This is a genomic window from Streptomyces sp. NPDC006309 (assembly GCF_040613095.1).
GTDB lineage: Bacteria > Actinomycetota > Actinomycetes > Streptomycetales > Streptomycetaceae > Streptomyces.
Map to the genome: position 1 here is coordinate 121,626 of NZ_JBEXRO010000014.1, position 17,765 is coordinate 139,390.

The following is a 17,765-nucleotide window of genomic DNA, read 5'->3' on the forward strand; positions in this document are numbered from 1 at the left end:
TCCGGGACGCACGACGGCTTTCCAGCGGGGCTGATGCCGGGACACGGTCAGGTCCCAGGTCTGGATATGACGACGGGCCCCCGTCCTGTGTGCGGACGGGGGCCCGGAAGTCGTACGGTGCCCGGCTCGGCGCTCTCAGCCGCCGCCGACGAAGACCACCATCAGCAGCCACACCACCGGAGCCGTGGGCAGCAGGGAGTCCAGCCGGTCCATGATGCCGCCGTGACCGGGGAGCAGGGTGCCCATGTCCTTGATGCCCAGGTCCCGCTTGATCATCGACTCGCCCAGGTCGCCCAGCGTGGCGCTGGCCGCGACCGCGAGGCCCAGCAGCAGGCCCTGCCACCAGATGCCGTCGTCGATCAGGAAATGCATGCACAGCGCGCCCGCGACCATCGCGAACAGCACGGCGCCCAGCAGGCCCTCGCGGGTCTTGCCGGGGCTGATGCGCGGGGCGAGCCGGTTCTTGCCGAAGCGCCAGCCGACCGCGTACGCGCCGGTGTCGCTGACGACCGTCAGCAGCAGGAAGGTCAGGACACGCCAGGGCCCGTCGTCGGCGGTGAGCATCATCGCGACGAAGGTGGCCAGGAAGGGCACGTAGAACGCCGCGAAGACGCCGGCCGTGACGTCCTTGAGGTAGCCCTCCGGTGGTTCCGTCATGCGCCAGACCAGCACGGCCAGGGCGGTCAGGGCCATGGCGACCCACGCGCCCTCGGCGCCGCGCACATACCCGGCGACGACCATCGCCGCGCCGCCGACCGCCAGCGGCACGAGCGGCGCCTTGATGCCCTTGCGTTCCTGGAGCCTGCTCGTCAGTTCCCACAGACCGACGACGACGGCGACCGCTATGACGCCGATGAACACGGACTTGACAATGAACAGCGAGGCGATGATCACCACACCGAGCCCGACCCCGACCCCTATGGCCGCGCTCAGGTCACGGCCCGCGCTCTTCTTCTGCGGCGCCGGCGGCGGGGGCTGCGGGGCGTCGGGCATGGGCTCCGGGTTCTGGGTCTCGGCGGGGAGTCCCCCGGTCTGGAACGCCTCGTTCGGGAACGGCTCGTTCGGGAACGCCTCGTCCTGGAAGGTGTCATTCCGGAAGGTGTCATTCCGGAACGTGCCGTTGTGGAGGGCTTCGTTCGGGAACGGCTCACTCGGGAACGAGGGGCCGCTCAGCCGAGCGGCCCCCCGGTCGTCGTCCTGGTCCCCGCCGTACGCGGGTACGTCGGGCACGATGGGCATGGGGCGAGTCTGCTGCGCCTCAGGCGCATCGTATGCGGGACCCGCCGGGACGGCCCCCGGGGCAGGCTGGGCAGGTCCGCCGTCGGCGGGACCCCAGTACCCGGCCTGCCCCGCCGACGGCGGCGCCCCCCAGGAAGAGTCGTTCATCAGACTTCGAGCAGCTCCGCTTCCTTGTGCTTCAGGAGCTCGTCCACCTGGGCGACGTACTTGGCCGTCAGGTCGTCGAGTTCCTTCTCCGCACGGCGGCCCTCGTCCTCACCGATCTCGCCGTCCTTGACGAACTTGTCGATGGTGTCCTTGGACTTGCGGCGCACGGAACGGATGGACACCTTCGAGTCCTCGCCCTTGCTCTTGGCGACCTTGATGTACTCGCGGCGCCGGTCCTCGGTCAGCTCGGGGAACACCACCCGGATGATGTTGCCGTCGTTGCTGGGGTTGACGCCCAGGTCCGAGTCGCGGATGGCCTGCTCGATGTTGCGCAGCGCGGTCTTGTCGAACGGCGTCACGACCGCCATGCGCGGCTCCGGCACGGAGAACGAGGCCAGCTGGTTGATCGGGGTCGGGGCCCCGTAGTACTCGGCCACGATCTTGTTGAACATCGCCGGATGGGCTCGGCCGGTGCGGATCGCGGCGAGGTCCTCCTTGGCGACCACGACGGCCTTCTCCATCTTCTCCTCGGCCTCGAGGAGGGTCTCTTCGATCACCACTTGCTCCTGCGTGTCTTGAGTAAGGCCCGGCTGCGGTTCCTCGTCGAGGCGGCGGCCGGCTGCGTCGCGTCTTCTTCCTGCACGGTTCCCGACCGTCAGGACATTGTCCATCCCCCGGCCGGGGTGCGTCCCGTCCGTCCCCCGGACAGGTGGTACGCCCGAGGCGGCGGGGGTGTGCCGGTCAGTCCCGGTTGCCCTGCTCGCCCACCAGCGTGCCGATCTTCTCACCCTTGACGGCCCGGGCGATATTGCCCTCGGCGAGAAGCTCGAAGACGAGGATCGGCAGCTTGTTGTCACGGCACAGGGTGATGGCGGTGGCGTCGGCGACCTTGAGCTCCCGGGTGATGACCTCGCCGTAGCCGAGGGCGTCGAACTTGACGGCGTCGGGGTTGGTCTTGGGGTCGGAGTCGTAGACCCCGTCCACACCGTTCTTGCCCATGAGCAGCGCCTCGGCGTCGATCTCCAGGGCGCGCTGGGCGGCGGTGGTGTCGGTGGAGAAGTACGGCATGCCCATGCCGGCGCCGAAGATGACCACGCGGCCCTTCTCCAGGTGGCGCACGGCGCGCAGCGGGATGTACGGCTCGGCGACCTGGCCCATGGTGATGGCGGTCTGCACGCGGGACTGGATCCCCTCCTTCTCCAGGAAGTCCTGGAGGGCGAGGCAGTTCATCACGGTGCCGAGCATGCCCATGTAGTCGGAGCGGGCACGGTCCATGCCGCGCTGCTGGAGTTCGGCGCCACGGAAGAAGTTGCCGCCGCCGATGACGACCGCGACCTGCGCGCCGTCACGCACGACGGCGGCGATCTCGCGGGCGATCTTGTGCACCACGTCGGGGTCGACGCCCAGGCCCCCGCCACCGGAGAAGGCCTCTCCGGACAGCTTCAGCAGAAACCGGCCGTGTACTTTGCCGTCGTCGCTCTTCTGGGCCTTGGTGGTCATGGGGGATCCCGCCTCTTTCACGTGGTGCGCATACGAAGAAGGCCATTGCCGATGGGGGTGGTTTTCGCTCCCATGCGCGGCAATGGCCTCCTCGTCAGATCTGCTGCCGTCCGCCCTCACGCCGGGGTGTGGCGGTGTGCGCGGACGACTGCGGTCGACCCTATCGGGATTTCTCCGGGAATCTCCCCGGGGATATCCCCGCGGGCCGGGTGTCGATCGCGGTCCGGACTCAGATGCCGACCTTGATGCGCGAGAAGCGCTTCAGGGTGACACCGGCCTCGTCCAGCACCTTCTGGACCGACTTCTTGTTGTCGAGCGCGTACGGCTGACCGAGCAGCGTCGCGTCCTTGAAGAAGCCGTTCAGACGACCCTCGACGATCTTCGCGATCGCGGCCTCGGGCTTGCCCTCGGCGCGGGTGGTCTCCTCGGCGATGCGGCGCTCGGACTCGACGACCTCGGCCGGGATCTCGTCCTTGGAGAGGTACTTCGGCGCGAAGGCGGCGATGTGCTGGGCGACGCCCTTGGCGACCTCGGCGTTCGGCTTGTCGAACTCGACCAGAACACCGATCTGCGGGGGCAGGTCGGGCATGGTGCGGTGCATGTAGGCGCTGACGTAGCCGTCGGTGAACTGCGCGAAGCGGTCCAGGACGATCTTCTCGCCGAGGTTGGCGTTGGCCTCGTCGACGTACGCCTGTACGGTCTTGCCGGCCTCGATCTCGGAGGCGAGCAGGGCCTCGATGTCGGCCGGGTTCGTCTTGACGACGTGCTCGGCGATGGTGTTGGCCACGGCCTGGAACTTCTCGCTCTTGGCGACGAAGTCCGTCTCGCACTTCAGCTCGACCAGGACACCGGAGGAGTTGTCGCCGGCGATGATGGAGACCACGGCGCCGTTCTCGGCGGAGCGGCCCTCACGCTTGGCGACGCCCTTCTGGCCCTTGATGCGCAGCGCCTCGACGGCCTTGTCGACACTGCCCTCGGCCTCGTCCAGCGCCTTCTTGCAGTCCATCATGCCGGCGCCGGTGAGCTCACGGAGCTTCTTGACGTCGGCGGCGGTGTAGTTCGCCATGAGTCTGTGAGTCTTTCTCGAAGTCTGGAAGATCTTCAGATCCGCACGGTCCGCGGTCCGGTCCGTGGTCCGCGTCCACAGGTGAACGCGGACCGCGTACGTCGTGCCGACCTACGGGTGAACAGCGGGGGCGGACTTCATCGCGCCCGAGGCGCATGGGATGCAGTACCGCCCCGCTGTCGAACGCTGACGGACCGGCGTCAGGCCTGCTCGCCCTCGGCGGCCTGCTCGCCCTCGGCCGGAGCCTCGGCCTCGGCAGCCGGAGCCGCCTCGGCGGACTCGGCGGCCTCGTCGGCCGGAGCCTCGGCCTCGGTCTCGGCGGCCGGGGTGGCCTCCGCGGCCGGAGCCTCGTCCTTCTTCTCACCCTCGAGCAGGTCGCGCTCCCACTCGGCGAGCGGCTCGCCCGCGGCCTTCTCGCCCTTGTCACCGGTGGCGACGCCGGAACGGGAGATGAGGCCCTCGGCGACGGCGTCGGCGATCACACGGGTGAGCAGGGTGACGGAGCGGATCGCGTCGTCGTTGCCCGGGATCTTGTAGTCGACCTCGTCGGGGTCGCAGTTGGTGTCGAGGATCGCGACGACCGGAATGTTCAGCTTCCGGGCCTCACCGACGGCGATGTGCTCCTTCTTGGTGTCCACGATCCAGACGGCGCTGGGCACCTTGGACATCTCGCGGATACCGCCGAGGGTCTTCTCCAGCTTGGCCTTCTCGCGCGAGAGGACCAGCAGCTCCTTCTTGGTCAGACCGGAGGCCGCGACGTCCTCGAAGTCGATCTGCTCGAGTTCCTTCAGGCGCTGAAGACGCTTGTAGACGGTCGAGAAGTTGGTGAGCATGCCGCCCAGCCAGCGCTGGTTCACGTAGGGCATGCCGACGCGGGTCGCCTGCTCGGCGATGGCCTCCTGCGCCTGCTTCTTCGTGCCGACGAACATGACCGTGCCGCCGTGGGCGACGGTCTCCTTGACGAACTCGTAGGCGCGGTCGATGTACGACAGCGACTGGAGCAGGTCGATGATGTAGATGCCGTTGCGCTCGGTGAAGATAAAGCGCTTCATCTTCGGGTTCCAGCGACGGGTCTGGTGACCGAAGTGGACGCCGCTTTCCAGCAGCTCCCGCATCGTGACGACGGCCATGGCCGTTCTCCTTGGTGTTCTCGGTTGTGCCGCGTCCGCCGGACGGCGGTCGCGCCTGACGCCCGTGATGCGCCGTGCCGCGAAGGACCGAGGGGCGCTTAGTACGGACCCTTGACGGGTGCCGAACCGGGGCGTGCGAAGTCGACCCGGTGACCCGGATCGCCATGAGAAGTGTACGGGACCGGCGGGGTACCGGGTGACGCCGCTGTCCACAACCGGGGAGTGGTCCACAGGGTCCGGCGGGGAGCACGGCGGATGCGGGACGGTTCTCGCATGCGACGAGTGATGCGGTACGCGGCGTTGTGGGTGGTTCTGCTGTGCGGATCGATGACGGCCGCACTGTCCGCGCCGGCCCGGGCGGACGATCCACCGGGGCCGGCACCGGGGCCACCGCCCGCGCCCGGGCCGCCCGGGGCTCCGGTCCCGGCCGTGGGCCGCGCCTGGCCGGTGGGCGGCCGGCCGACGGTGGTACGAGGCTGGAATCCGCCGGCCACGGTGTACGGCCCCGGGCACCGGGGAGTGGACCTCGCCGCGCCGGCCGGCACCCCGGTACGCGCGGTGGCCCGGGGGCGGGTGTCCTTCGCGGGCCGGGTGGCCGGGCGGGGCGTGGTGTCGGTGGAGCTGGCGGGAACGGATCTGCGGACCACGTACGAGCCGGTGAGCCCGTCGGTGAGGAAGGGGGACGAGGTGGAGGCGGGCGGGGTGGTGGGGGTGGTGGAGCCGGCGGGCTCGCACTGCGCGAGGACGGCGTGCGTGCACTGGGGCGCGCTGCGAGGCGGGACCTACGTGGACCCACTGGCCCTGCTGCCCCCGTGGCTGCTGCGCAGAGGCCCGTCGAGACTGCTGCCGGTGCTGGGCGTGCCCATGCCGTGACCGCTGATCGGCCAGGGGCGGAGGAGGGCGGGGCGGGGGGCGAAGCGGGGGGCGGGGGGCGAGGGGGGGCGGAGGCGGTCAGCCTCGGACGCCGCGCAGGGCCATGGTCACCGCGGCCTCCGTCACCACGGCGGGGTCCTCGGCCGCGCCCAGCTCGATCCGCCGGACCGCCGCGTCCACGACCCCCTGCAACAGCATCGCCGCCAGCCGGGGCTGGCCGTGCCCCAGCTCCCCCAGCGCGTCGACGATCATCGCGACGAGCCCCCCGTGGGCCGCGCGGATCTTCTCCCGGGCCCCGGCGTCCAGCTCACTGGCGGAGATGGCCACGACCGCCCGGTGCCGCCGGTCGCCGACCAGGGCCAGCTGCTGCCGGACATAGGCCTCGACCTTGCCCTCGGGTGACTCGGCGCACTCCATCACCGCCGCGACCTCCGCCGCCCACACGGGGAAGTCGGCCTCGCACAGCTCCTCGACCACGGCCGCCCGGGACCGGAAGTACTCGTACACCGACGACCGGGCGAGCCCGGTCCGCTCGGCCAGCGCGGGAAAGGTCAGCGCCTCCGTCCCGCCCTCGGACAGCAGGGTCCGGGCCGCGTCCAGCAGGGCGGCTCGCTGCATCGACCGGTGCTCGGCCACGGAGGCCGCTCGAATCCTTGGCACGCCGACCACTTTACGGACGCGCCCGGGCGAACGGGAGCGGCTCAGCGCCCGAAGCTCGCCAGCTTCGCCCGCAGCTGGAGCACCGACTTGGTGTGGATCTGGCTGACCCGGCTCTCGGTGACGCCCAGCACGTTGCCGATCTCGGCGAGGGTGAGTCCCTCGTAGTAGTACAGCGTGACCACGGTCTTCTCCCGCTCCGGCAGCGTGTTGATGGCCCGCGCGAGGAACCGCCGCAGCTCCCGGTCCTCGGCCACCTCCACCGGGTTGTCGGCGGCGGTGTCCTCCAGCGTGTCCATCAGGCTGAGCCGGTCCCCGCCCTCGCCGCCGACGTGCAGCAGCTCCTCCAGGGCGACGACGTTGGCCAGCGACAACTGGCTGAACACGGCGTGGAGTTCCTCGACCTCCATGCCCAGCTCGGCGGCGACCTCGCTCTCCGTCGGCGTCCGCCGCAGCCGCGCCTCCAGGGTGGCGTAGGCGCGCTCGACGTTGCGCGCCTTCTGCCGGACCGAGCGGGGGATCCAGTCCAGCGCCCGCAGTTCGTCGATCATCGCGCCGCGGATCCGGGTGATCGCGTACGTCTCGAACTTGATCTCCCGGTCGATGTCGAACTTCTCGATGGCGTCGATCAGCCCGAAGACGCCGGAGGAGACGAAGTCCGCCTGCTCCACGTTGGGCGGCAGGCCGACGCTGACCCGGCCCGCGACGTATTTCACGAGCGGCGAGTAATGCAGGATCAGCTGCTCCCGCAGCCGGTCGTCCCCCGTCGCCTTGTACGACCGCCACAGCTCGTCGAGCGTCGAGGGAGCGGGCGGCCGCACGTTGCCACCGTCGCGGGCGGCTGGGGGGATCGCCGCCCGGTCGGACCCGGAGGTGTGCTGGGGCATTCGTCGCCTTGTGCCGTTCTGCCGTGAAGTGCCGTGACTTGCTGCGGGGTGGGAGCGGGTGGGCCGAAGTGAGCTGACTGGGTGAGGTGTCGGTCTGGTGCCGGGTTGGCGCGGTCTGCACCACCGCTTTCGTGAGCGTAGCGTGACTGAGGAGTCGCGGTGTGCGAACAGTGAGGCGCCACCCGTGCGCGGGGCGCTCCGGCCGGGCGGGCGACCGCGGTCGGCGGATCGCTGTGCGTGATCGGCCGCGGGGGCCAACTCCGGGAAACTCCAAGGGCGTCGGGGGTTCCCCCGGACGGCCGAACACGCTCGGTCAGCGGGGGCGGTGACCGTCCCGGACCGAGGTCATCGCCTGGCGTGTCAACTTCCAGCCATCGCCGTGTCGTTCGACGTATCCAAGTGCTCGGAGTTCGTACAGTCTCGCGATCGCCTCGTCCGGTGTCGTACCGGCGCCGAGCGCGATCTCCCCGGCCGGGGCGGCGCGGTTGCCGGGCAGGGCGGCGAGGACGGTCCGGGCGGCCGGCTCCAGCAGGTCGCGCGGGAGGACCGGGCCCCGCCGGGCCGGTGCGAGGTCACCCATGTCGCCCACGAGTTCCACGACGTCCGCGGCATCGGTGACCAGGGTGGCCTCGTCGCGCAGCAGCTCGTGCACGCCGGCGGAGAGGGCGCTGGTGACCGGGCCGGGCACGCCCATGGTGAACCGGCCGAGGCGCTGCGCGGCCCGCGCGGTGGCCAGCGAGCCGCTGCGGCGGGCGGCCTCCACGACGACCGTTCCCCGGGTCAGGGCGGCGATCACCCGGTTGCGCAGGATGAACCTGCTCGGGGTGGGATGGTCCCCGGGCGGCAACTCGCCCACCAGCAGCCCCTGTTCCGCGATCCGGTCGAGCAACGCGGTGTGGCCGCGCGGGTAGGGCCGGTCGACACCGCAGGCCAGGACGGCGACGGTGGCACCGCGGGCGGCGAGGGCGCCGCGATGGGCGGCGCCGTCGATGCCGTACGCGCCACCCGACACCACCACCCAGCCGCGCTCGGCGAGGTCCGAGGCGAGGGTGGCCGCCACATGGGTTCCGTACCCGGTGCACGCGCGGGCCCCCACCACGGCGACGGACCGCAGCGCCCACATCCGCAGGCTCGGCCGGCCCCGCACCCACAGCCCGACCGGCCGGGCGTCACCGAGGTCGTCGAGCTGCCGGGGCCACTCGCTGTCCCCCGGGCACAGGAACCGCGCCCCCGCGGCCCGCGCCAGGCCGAGGTCCCGCTCCGGCTCGGCCCGCCCGGCCCGGGCGAGGAGCCCCGCCCACCGGGTGCCGCTCACTCCCGGCAACGGCTCCCCGCCGCACCGCAGCCGCCGCGCCACCTCCGCCACCCCGAACTTCCGCACCCACCGTCCGCCGACCTCGTCCCCCGGCTCGATCACCCGCCCGAGGAATACTCGTTCGAGCCGTTCGTCGCCGGGGTCTCCGGCCGCGGTCATGCCAGGGCTCCGATCGCCATCGGTACCCCCCGGGGGACGCCGGTGCGCAACTGGAGGGCCAGGGCCACGTCGGTCGCGTCCGGCCGGTCGTGCCCGACGAGGTCGGCCACCGTCCAGGCGACGCGCAGGACCCGGTCGAGGCCACGGGCGGTGAGCACGCCCCGCTCCAGGTTGCGTTCGGCCTCGTCCATCGCCCCGGGAACGGCCTGGTACCGGCTGCGCAGCTCCCGGCCGGGCACCTCGCTGTTGGTGTGCCACGGGGTGCCGGCGAAGCGGACGGCGGCCCGCTCCCGGGCCTGCCGTACCCGGTGCGCCACGGTCGCCGTGGACTCACCTCGCGCGCCGGGTTCGGTGAGCTGGGCCCGGGTGACCGGATCGACCTCGACACGCAGGTCCACCCTGTCCAGGAGCGGTCCGGACAGCCGGGACTGGTAGCGGCGGATCACCGACGGGGGGCACTCGCACTGCGAGTCGCGCGGCGAGAACCGTCCGCAGGGGCAGGGGTTGGCCGCCAGCACCATGAGGAATCTCGCCGGGAACCGGACCACGCCGGCGCTGCGCGCGATGACGACGTGCCCCGACTCCAGTGGCTGGCGCAGCGCGTCCAGGGTCTGGCTGCGGAACTCGGGCGCCTCGTCCAGGAACAACACGCCTCGATGGGCGAGGGACACCGCTCCCGGGCGCGCGAAGCCCGCTCCGCCGCCGACGAGTGACTGCATCGTGGCCGAGTGGTGCGGTGCGCAGTAGGGCGCGGCGTCGATGAGCGGCTTGCCCGGTGGCAGCAGTCCCGCGACCGAGTGCACCGCCGTCACCTCCAGCGATTCCTCCCGGGTGAGCCGGGGAAGGACGGCGGGCAGGCGTTCGGCGAGCATGGTCTTGCCCGCGCCGGGTGGTCCCTCCAGGAAGAGGTGGTGGCCCCCGGCGGCGGACACCTCCACGGCGGTGCGGGCGGAGATCTGCCCCACGACGTCCGCCAGGTCGTGGTCCTGGTCGTGCTGTGCGGCTCCGCTGCTGTGCATGCCGGTGGCGGCACCCGTGCCCGGTACCCGCAGTCCCGCCAGGAGCGGGTCGGGGCGGCCGTGATCGTCGGGCGCCTCGTCGGGGACGGGTTCGTCGGTGAGGACCGCGATGAGCTGCCGCAGGCTGCGCACGCCGAGCACGGACACACCGGGGACGAGTGCGGCCTCGGCGGCGGCGCACTCGGGTACGACCACCTGCTCGTACCCGGCGTCGGCAGCGGCCAGCACGGCGGGCAGGATGCCCCGGACCGGCCGGACCCGGCCGTCCAGGCCCAGCTCTCCGATCATGACGATGTCGGCGAGTACCCGGGGGTCGATGCGCTCGGCGGCACCGAGCACCGCGCACGCGACGGCGAGGTCGAAGCCGGAGCCGGCCTTGGGTACCGAGGCCGGGCTGAGTCCGACGGTGAGCTTCTTCTGCGGCCACTCGGCTCCCGAGTTCACCACGGCCGCCCGGACCCGGTCGCGGCTTTCGGTCAGGCTCTTGTCCGGGAGGCCGACCAGGGTGAACGCGGCGACGCCGGGTTCGAGGTCGGCCTGGACCTCGACGACCACGCCATCGACGCCGACGAGGGCCACCGAGCACGTACGGGCGAACGCCATTCAGGCCACCCCCCGCGCGTGCTCGACGGCCGGGGCGCCCCGGCGGGGCAGCACCACGCCGATCAGGTCGATGCGGACGCCACCCGGCGGGGCTCCGCCGTGGGCCTGGATCCAGTGTTCGGCGAGCCGGCGCAGCCTGGCGGCCTTCTCGGGGGTGATGGCGGCCATCGGGTGTTCGTAGCCACCGCCCCTGCGGGTCTTCACCTCGCAGACGACCAGTGCGTCGCCGTCCCGCGCCACGATGTCGATCTCGCCGGTCCGTCCGGAGCGCCAGTTGCGCTCCAGGATCGTCATGCCGGTCTCGGCGAGCCGCCGGGCGGCCAGGTCCTCGCCGTACTTGCCGATTGCTTCTCGTGCGTTCATGTCGGCACCACCTCCGGCGCCAACCGTCACGCGTCCCGTCACCAGATGTTGATCTTGGTGGATGGATCGGCGGTTGTGGAGAACTCCGTCACCCGAACGGGCGGCGAACGGGAAAACCCCAGGTCATCAGCCGCTCGGGAGTTCCAGGTCGCTCTTGTTCAGCTCTTCGATGTTCACGTCCTTGAACGTGAGGACGCGGACCTGCTTGACGAAGCGCGCCGGTCGGTACATGTCCCAGACCCAGGCGTCCGCCATGCTCACCTCGAAGAAAACCTCACCCTGGACCGAGTGCACCTGCATCTCGTAGTCGTTGGTGAGATAGAAGCGCCGCTCTGTCTCGATCACGTATTTGAACAGACCGACGACATCTCGGTACTCCCGGTAGAGCTTCAGCTCCATCTCGGTCTCGTACTTCTCGAGGTCCTCGGCGCTCATGGCATGTTCCCCTTCAGCCGTGCGATCCACCCATTGTGCGCCAGTCCGGCATTCCCTCAGACGATTTCCGTGTCGAGGGTCACGGGCCTGGCCGGGGGACCTTCGACGAGCAGCGTGCGCAGCAGCTCGGCGAGTCTGGTCGGATACACCGTCTCATGTGCCCGGGTCAGTTCCCGGCACGTCCACCAACGCGCTCCGGCGACAGTGCGCCGTTCCAGCTCCGTCAGCCCCGTCGCCGCGACGTCCGTCCGGGCGGTACGGGCCAGGTAGTACCACTCGTCCTGGTCCCAGCGGCGGCCCGCGAACGGGAACGAACAGCGGCGCCGCCAGAGCACGGGGCCGAGGTCGACGTCGGTGATGCCGGTCTCCTCGGCGAGTTCCCGCAGCGCGGCCTCCTCGCGTGTCTCGGCGCCCTCCAGGCCGCCGCCGGGCGTGAACCACCAGTCGTCGGCGGGGTCGTCCGGCTCGTGGCCGTGCAGCAGCAGAATGCGGTCCCGCGGGTCGAGCAGCACCACCCGGGCCACCTTGCGCAGGACACGCCCACCCTCGGACGCCGCCACGCCCTCGGACGGCTGTTCGCCGCCGTGCGGGTCCCCGGCCGACCGTGTGGTCTCAGCCGGCACGGGTCGTCCCGGGGTGGGCGGTGCGGGCGCGGGAGCGGCCGAGCAGGCCCGCTATCGGGCCGTAGGCGCCGCCGCCCAGGATCAGGACGGCGCCGGCGGCGATCAGCAGCTCGATCGTGCGCAGCGGGCCGGGCCGGGAGAGGGCGCCGAGCGGTTCGAAGCCGGTGGGCCGCGCGAGCATGCCCCTCCAGGGCCAGACGACGGCGTCCACGCGGGCCGAGACGGCGTCGCGGGAGACGGTGCCCCGGGCCGTGTCCGTGAGGTGGGCGGTGGAGTCCAGGGAGCCCTGGCGTTCGTCGCCGAGGAGGAACAGCCGGCCCTTCGGCACGGTCACCTCGGGAACGTCCTTGTTCTCGGCCAGGCTGCCCTTGGGCAGGTAGGGCTCGTCGATCTGCTTGCCGTTGACGGTCAGCTTGCCGTCGGTGCAGCAGGAGACGGTGTCGCCGCCGACGGCGACCACGCGCTTGACCACCTTCGCGTTGTCGACCCAGCTCTTGTCCTCGAAGACGACCACGTCACCGCGCCGTACCTCGTCCCCGTCGACGCGCTGGGCCATGACCCGGTCACCGGCGTCGATGGTGGGGGTCATGGAGCTGGTGGGCACGGTGTACGGCCGGTAGACCACCGCGCCCCACACGAAGCCGCCGAGGAACAGCACCACGCCCAGCGCCACGGCCAGCCCGGACAGCCGCTGCCCGACCCGGCCACCGCCGGCCCGTGCCGTACCGGTGCCGCCGCGCTGCGGGGCCGTACGCGTCATGCTCTCGCCACCCATGGACCCGCACCCTACCCGGCGGTACCGAGCGGGGGGAGCCCCTGTTTTCCGGCGGGGGTCAGCGTTGCCCGGAGGGGGCCTTCCGCGTGGCACCGGTCTCCGGCCGGTTCGCACGCCGGCGCCGCCACACGGCCACCGGCAGGACCGCGGCGACGGCCGCGCCCTGCGGGGCCACCGTCAGGGAGGCGGCGGAGGACTGGCGGTCCAGGCCGGGCTGGCCGAAGGTGTCGGGGACCGGCAGGGTGCCCCAGCGGTTGAGCGGCCAGGCCTTGACGATGGCGCGGCCGACGGCCTTGTCGACGGGGACCATGCCGTGGTTCTTGTCCGACTGGTTGTAGCGCGAGTCACGGGAGTTCTGGCGGTGGTCGCCCATCACCCAGATGTAGCCCTTGGGGACCTTCACCTTGAACTGGCCGCCCAGGTCGTCCACGGTGCACGGCGTGTTGCCCGGGTAGACGTACGGCTCGTTCAGCGCCTTGCCGTTGACCTTCAGCGGACCGCTGCCCTTGCACTCGACCGTGTCGCCGCCGACCCCGATCACGCGCTTGATGAGGTCCTTCTCCTCCGCCGACGGCATCAGGCCGACCCAGCTGAGGACCTTCTGCACCGGGTTCGGGTTCGGTGTCGGCTCGCCCGCCAGCCAGTTGTCCGGGTCGTGGAAGACGACGACCTCGCCGCGCTCGGGCTCGGAACCGAACCACGGGGTGAGCTTGTCGACGAGGACGCGGTCACCCTGCTGGAGGGTGTTCTGCATCGAGTCCGACGGGATCGAGAACGCCTGCACCAGGAAGGTCTTGATCAGCAGCGCCAGGACCAGCGCGATACCGATCAGGAGCGGGAGTTCCTTCCAGAACGAGCGCGGCTTCACCGGCCGGCGGCCGGAACCGTCCGTGCCCGCGTCCCCGGCGTCGCCGCGCTGCTCACCCTCCGGTGGGCCCTCGCCGGCCGCCGCCTCGTCCCCGGAGGTCATGGCGCCGTCCCGGCCGGGCGCGTCCGGTTCCCCGGGACGCCCGCGGTTCTCCTCGCCGTCGTGTCCCGACCGTGCGCCAACCGCCACATCCCCCACGCCAACTCCTCACTCTCTGCCGCTGCCTGCCCCGCATACGCCGCAGGCCCACCACTCCCATAACGAGCGGGAGTTCCGCAGGGGTCGGGAGCCGGGTCGTTCCGTTCGGATTCTCCTGGGCAACCCTATGCGACTGTCGGTGAGCCGCGGTCGTCCCCGACACGGAGTCGGTGACGCTTGCGAAGGTTTTAGGTTCCTCCAGGCGAGTCCAGTGGCCGAGCGGCCAGCCGATGACCATGGCCCGGCCGACGACCGAGTTCTCGGAGACCGTGCCGCCGTAGGACGTGTTCTGGTGGAAACGGGAGTCCGCGGAGTTGCCCCGGTGGTCGCCCATCACCCACAGCCGGCCCTTGGGGACGGTGATGTCGAAGGGCGTGGCGGAGGGCGCGTCCCCCGGGTACACGTAGTCGCCCTCGGTGAGCGGTACGCCGTTGACGGTGACGCGGCCCTGTGCGTCGCAGCACTTGACGTGGTCGCCGCCGACCCCGATGACCCGTTTGATCAGGTCCTTCTCGTTGTCGGAGGGCAGCAGGCCGATGAACGTCAGGCCTTCCTTGAGCTGCTTGACGACGACGGGGTCGTTCTTCTTGGCGGTCTGCTCGTCCTGGAGCCAGCCGCCCGGGTCGTGGAAGACCACCACGTCGCCGCGCGCGGGCCTGGAGCCGAACCACGGGGTGAACTTGTCGACCAGGACCCGGTCGCCGATCCGGATGGTCTCCTCCATGGATCCGGAGGGGATCACGAACGCCTGGACGAGGAACGTCTTCAGGACGAGCGCGATGAGGACGGCGACGCCGACCAGCAGGGGGATCTCCCGGACGGCGGAACGCCTGCGCTTGCGCTTGACCTTGCGCTGGAGTTTGCGCCGCTCCGCGCGCGTGCGGCCACCGCCGGACGCGGAGGTGCGGCGGGCGCCGGTGGGCAGCAGGTCGTCGGCGGGCGTGCCGGAGGGGCCGCGCCGTTTGCCGCGGTTACCCACGGGCGCCTGCCGCGGCGGACGCGCGCGCGTAGGCGGACGGCCGGGTCAGATGCGTCCAGTGGCGGTAGGGCCACACGATCCAGTCGGCGCGGCCGATGACGTCGCCCACGGGGATCATGCCGCCGCCGGGTGAGCCGAGGTGGTCGCGGGAGTCGCTGGAGTCGCCGCGGTGGTCGCCGAGGACGAACAGGCGCCCGGCGGGCACGGCGACGTCGAAGGGCACGCCGGAGGGGGCGTCCCCCGGATAGAGGATCGCCGTCTCGTCGACCGGCCGGCCGTTCACCTCGAGCCTTCCCTTCTGGTCGCAGCAGACCACGTGGTCCCCGCCCACCCCGACCACGCGTTTGACGTAGTCGGCGTTCCCGAAATACCCGGTCCCGTCGAACACGATGACGTCGCCGCGGCGCGGCTGGGCACCGAAACGGTACGCCAACTTGTTTACGAGAACGCGGTCCCCGATCCTCAACCCCTGCTCCATGGATCCGCTCGGGATCTGGAACGGCTGTATCACAAAGGCGTTGAGGAGCAGCAGGAACGCCAGGCAGGCGAAGAGGCCGAGGGTCATCCGACCGCCCGGGACCCAGTCGGCGATACGTGCCGCCAACGCGGAACGCGACCGGCCCTCCGTACCCGGGGACTCCGGGCGGGAGGGGCGGTCGCGTTCCGTCGGCTGAGCTTCGGTGTCCATCGGGGCCAGATGCTATCCGGCCCCGCTATGACACCGGGGAAGCGCTCACTTGTCGCGCTTCTCCTTGATCTTCGCGGCCTTGCCGCGCAGCTCACGGAGGTAGTACAGCTTGGCGCGGCGCACGTCACCACGGGTGACCAGCTCGATCTTCTCGACGATCGGGGTGTGCACCGGGAAGGTGCGCTCGACGCCGACGGAGAACGAGACCTTGCGGACCGTGAAGGTCTCGCGGACGCCGGAGCCCTGGCGACGGATCACCACGCCCTTGAACTGCTGCACACGGGAGCGGTTGCCCTCGATGACGCGGACGTGCACGTTGACGGTGTCACCCGGGCGGAAGGCCGGGATGTCGGTGCGCAGCGACGCGCCGTCGACGGTGTCGAGCAGGTGAGACATTTCGTCTGCTTTCTTCGCTGATGCCACAGGTCATCAACGGGAGATAGGTGTACAAGAGGTCTGTCGTGCGGTCGGGCGGGCGTCGTCTCCCCCTGTGGCAGGGGCGCGCCGGACGGACGCACAACATCGGGCTATTCTTCCATGCCGCTCGCCCGGCGCCAAAATCGGCCGTACGGGTCACCCTCCGGGTCCGGTTCCCAGCCGAGGACGGAGAGCATCTCCCGGTCCTTCTTGTCGAAGGTCCCGGGGGCGCAGCGCTCGATCAGGTCCGGCCGGTTCGCCGTCGTACGCCGCAGGGCCTCGTCGCGGCGCCAGCGGGCGATCCTGCCGTGGTGGCCGCTGAGGAGCACCTCGGGGATGTCCCGGCCGCGCCAGACGGGCGGCTTGGTGTAGACGGGGCCTTCGAGGAGGCTCGCCATCGCGCCGGGCGCGAAGGAGTCGTCGCGGTGGGACTCGGCGTTGCCGAGGACGCCGGGCAGCAGCCGGGCCACGGCCTCCGTGACGACGAGGACGGCCGCCTCGCCGCCGGCGAGGACGTAGTCGCCGATGGAGATCTCGTGGACCGGCATGCGGGACGCGTACTCGTCGATGACCCGCCGGTCGATGCCCTCGTAGCGGGCCGGGGTGAAGACCAGCCAGGGCCGCTCGGACAGCTCGACGGCCAGTTCCTGGGTGAAGGGCCGGCCGCTGGGGGTGGGCACGATGAGCGCGGGAGACCGGGCGCCCTTCTCGTAGCCGTCGGCGAGGACCGTGTCCAGGGCGTCGCCCCAGGGGTCGGTCTTCATGACCATGCCGGGGCCGCCGCCGTACGGGGTGTCGTCGACGGTGTTGTGCCGGTCGTACGTCCACGCGCGCAGGTCGTGCACGTGGACGTCGAGCTGCCCGCGCGCGCGTGCCTTGCCGACGAGGGAGACGTTCAGCGGTTCCAGGTACTCGGGGAAGATCGTGACGACGTCGAGCCTCATGCCTCTTCGTCCCTGGCGGAGGCGATCTCGGCGCGGTCGTCGATCAGGCCCGGCGGAGGCGCGATGACCGCCTTCTGCTCCTCCAGGTCGATCTCGGTGACGATCTCCTCCACGAAGGGAATCATCACCTCGCTGCCGTCCGGGCGTTCCACGATGAACAGGTCCTGGGAGGGCAGGTGCGAGACCTCGGTGATGCGGCCGACCTCGGTGCCGTCCTCGGTGACCACGTCGAGGTCGATCAGCTGATGGTCGTAGTACTCGTCCTCGCCCTCGGGGAGTTCCTCGGGGTCGATCTCGGCGATCAGCAGGGTGTTGCGCAGGGCCTCGGCGGCGGTGCGGTCGGTGACGCCCTCGAAGCGCAGGAGCAGACGGCCGCTGTGGACGCGCCCGGTGGCGATGGTGAGCGGCCCGGCGGAGGCCGGGTCGGTGGCCAGGACGGCGCCCGGGCCGAGCCGCAGTTCGGGCTCGTCGGTACGTACCTCGACGGTGACCTCGCCCTTGATGCCGTGGGCGCGGCCGATCCGTGCGACTACCAGCTGCACGTGTCCAATTCTCCTGTCATCTTCTGCCTCGCACGACTGCGGGCCGGGGACGGCCCGAGGGCCGTCCCCGGCCCGAGCCGGTTGCGATGAAGCGTCAGCGGACGTGGTCCACGTCGACGAGGTCGACGCGGACACCGCGACCGCCGATGGCGCCCACGACGGTGCGCAGGGCGCGCGCGGTACGGCCGTTGCGGCCGATGACCTTGCCGAGGTCGTCCGGGTGGACCCGGACCTCGAGCACACGACCGCGCCGCAGATCACGCGAGGCGACCTCAACATCGTCAGGGTTGTCGACGATGCCCTTCACGAGGTGCTCAAGCGCCTCTTCGAGCATGCTG

At 71.2% G+C, this 17,765-nt stretch carries 21 protein-coding genes; 1 reads left to right on the forward strand and 20 read right to left on the reverse strand.

Going from position 1 to position 17,765, the window contains the following annotated elements:
- Nucleotides 1-135: 135 nt before the first annotated feature.
- The 5 genes from ABZ117_RS19800 to rpsB all read right to left on the reverse strand — a co-directional run bounded on the left by ABZ117_RS19800 (nt 136) and on the right by rpsB (nt 5,082).
- A complete protein-coding gene (locus tag ABZ117_RS19800) occupies nt 136-1,386 on the reverse strand; it encodes a phosphatidate cytidylyltransferase (RefSeq protein ID WP_356822441.1) in 1,251 nt (416 codons plus the stop codon).
- Nucleotides 1,386-1,943, reverse strand: coding sequence for a ribosome recycling factor (gene frr / locus ABZ117_RS19805; protein ID WP_356822443.1), 558 nt, complete (start codon nt 1,941-1,943; stop codon nt 1,386-1,388). The genes ABZ117_RS19800 and frr overlap by 1 nt, the downstream gene beginning before the upstream one ends.
- Nucleotides 1,944-2,127: 184 nt before the next feature.
- Nucleotides 2,128-2,886, reverse strand: coding sequence for a UMP kinase (pyrH, locus tag ABZ117_RS19810; protein ID WP_356822444.1), 759 nt, complete (start codon nt 2,884-2,886; stop codon nt 2,128-2,130).
- 229 nt (nt 2,887-3,115) lie between these two features.
- Nucleotides 3,116-3,952 (reverse strand): translation elongation factor Ts, encoded by an 837-nt coding sequence (gene tsf, locus ABZ117_RS19815; protein WP_356822445.1) that lies wholly within the window; start codon nt 3,950-3,952, stop codon nt 3,116-3,118.
- Nucleotides 3,953-4,152: 200 nt separating this feature from the next.
- Nucleotides 4,153-5,082, reverse strand: a complete 930-nt coding sequence (gene rpsB, locus ABZ117_RS19820; protein WP_356822446.1) for a 30S ribosomal protein S2 — start codon at nt 5,080-5,082, stop codon at nt 4,153-4,155.
- Nucleotides 5,083-5,409: 327 nt separating this feature from the next.
- Here rpsB and ABZ117_RS19825 point away from each other — a divergent pair, with 327 nt between their 5' ends.
- Entirely contained in the window at nt 5,410-5,955 is a 546-nt protein-coding gene (locus ABZ117_RS19825) for a M23 family metallopeptidase (protein ID WP_356822564.1), read from the forward strand.
- 78 nt (nt 5,956-6,033) lie between these two features.
- Here ABZ117_RS19825 and ABZ117_RS19830 read toward each other — a convergent pair whose 3' ends face one another.
- The 15 genes from ABZ117_RS19830 to ABZ117_RS19900 all read right to left on the reverse strand — a co-directional run bounded on the left by ABZ117_RS19830 (nt 6,034) and on the right by ABZ117_RS19900 (nt 17,761).
- Nucleotides 6,034-6,591, reverse strand: a complete 558-nt coding sequence (locus ABZ117_RS19830) for a helix-turn-helix domain-containing protein (RefSeq protein WP_356822566.1) — start codon at nt 6,589-6,591, stop codon at nt 6,034-6,036.
- A 65-nt stretch (nt 6,592-6,656) separates the two neighbouring features.
- Nucleotides 6,657-7,499: an RNA polymerase sigma factor WhiG gene (gene whiG, locus ABZ117_RS19835; protein ID WP_356822448.1), complete on the reverse strand. Its 843-nt coding sequence runs from the start codon at nt 7,497-7,499 to the stop codon at nt 6,657-6,659.
- Nucleotides 7,500-7,812: 313 nt separating this feature from the next.
- Nucleotides 7,813-8,973 carry a DNA-processing protein DprA gene (gene dprA, locus ABZ117_RS19840; protein ID WP_356822449.1) on the reverse strand — a complete coding sequence of 387 codons (1,161 nt, stop codon included), beginning with the start codon at nt 8,971-8,973 and terminating at the stop codon, nt 7,813-7,815.
- Complete coding sequence (locus ABZ117_RS19845; RefSeq protein WP_356822451.1) at nt 8,970-10,595, reverse strand: YifB family Mg chelatase-like AAA ATPase; 1,626 nt, start codon at nt 10,593-10,595, stop codon at nt 8,970-8,972. Before ABZ117_RS19845 ends, dprA begins: the two co-directional genes overlap by 4 nt.
- Entirely contained in the window at nt 10,596-10,958 is a 363-nt protein-coding gene (locus ABZ117_RS19850) for a YraN family protein (RefSeq protein WP_356822453.1), read from the reverse strand.
- A 126-nt stretch (nt 10,959-11,084) separates the two neighbouring features.
- Nucleotides 11,085-11,393: a DUF2469 domain-containing protein gene (locus ABZ117_RS19855; protein ID WP_003993268.1), complete on the reverse strand. Its 309-nt coding sequence runs from the start codon at nt 11,391-11,393 to the stop codon at nt 11,085-11,087.
- Nucleotides 11,394-11,449: 56 nt separating this feature from the next.
- A complete protein-coding gene (locus ABZ117_RS19860; RefSeq protein ID WP_356822568.1) occupies nt 11,450-11,953 on the reverse strand; it encodes an NUDIX hydrolase in 504 nt (167 codons plus the stop codon).
- Nucleotides 11,954-12,005: 52 nt separating this feature from the next.
- A complete protein-coding gene (gene lepB / locus ABZ117_RS19865) occupies nt 12,006-12,791 on the reverse strand; it encodes a signal peptidase I (RefSeq protein ID WP_356822454.1) in 786 nt (261 codons plus the stop codon).
- A 58-nt stretch (nt 12,792-12,849) separates the two neighbouring features.
- Nucleotides 12,850-13,761 (reverse strand): signal peptidase I, encoded by a 912-nt coding sequence (gene lepB / locus ABZ117_RS19870; RefSeq protein ID WP_356822456.1) that lies wholly within the window; start codon nt 13,759-13,761, stop codon nt 12,850-12,852.
- Nucleotides 13,712-14,836 carry a signal peptidase I gene (lepB, locus tag ABZ117_RS19875; RefSeq protein WP_356822458.1) on the reverse strand — a complete coding sequence of 375 codons (1,125 nt, stop codon included), beginning with the start codon at nt 14,834-14,836 and terminating at the stop codon, nt 13,712-13,714. Before lepB (ABZ117_RS19875) ends, lepB (ABZ117_RS19870) begins: the two co-directional genes overlap by 50 nt.
- Nucleotides 14,829-15,524: a signal peptidase I gene (gene lepB / locus ABZ117_RS19880; RefSeq protein ID WP_356822460.1), complete on the reverse strand. Its 696-nt coding sequence runs from the start codon at nt 15,522-15,524 to the stop codon at nt 14,829-14,831. The genes lepB (ABZ117_RS19875) and lepB (ABZ117_RS19880) overlap by 8 nt, the downstream gene beginning before the upstream one ends.
- A gap of 45 nt (nt 15,525-15,569) precedes the next feature.
- Nucleotides 15,570-15,920, reverse strand: a complete 351-nt coding sequence (rplS, locus tag ABZ117_RS19885) for a 50S ribosomal protein L19 (protein WP_356822462.1) — start codon at nt 15,918-15,920, stop codon at nt 15,570-15,572.
- Between the two features lie 131 nt (nt 15,921-16,051).
- Nucleotides 16,052-16,885, reverse strand: coding sequence for a tRNA (guanosine(37)-N1)-methyltransferase TrmD (trmD, locus tag ABZ117_RS19890; protein WP_356822464.1), 834 nt, complete (start codon nt 16,883-16,885; stop codon nt 16,052-16,054).
- Entirely contained in the window at nt 16,882-17,427 is a 546-nt protein-coding gene (gene rimM / locus ABZ117_RS19895; RefSeq protein WP_356822466.1) for a ribosome maturation factor RimM, read from the reverse strand. The genes trmD and rimM overlap by 4 nt, the downstream gene beginning before the upstream one ends.
- Before the next feature lie 94 nt (nt 17,428-17,521).
- Nucleotides 17,522-17,761, reverse strand: coding sequence for an RNA-binding protein (locus ABZ117_RS19900; RefSeq protein ID WP_356822468.1), 240 nt, complete (start codon nt 17,759-17,761; stop codon nt 17,522-17,524).
- Nucleotides 17,762-17,765 lie beyond the last annotated feature (4 nt).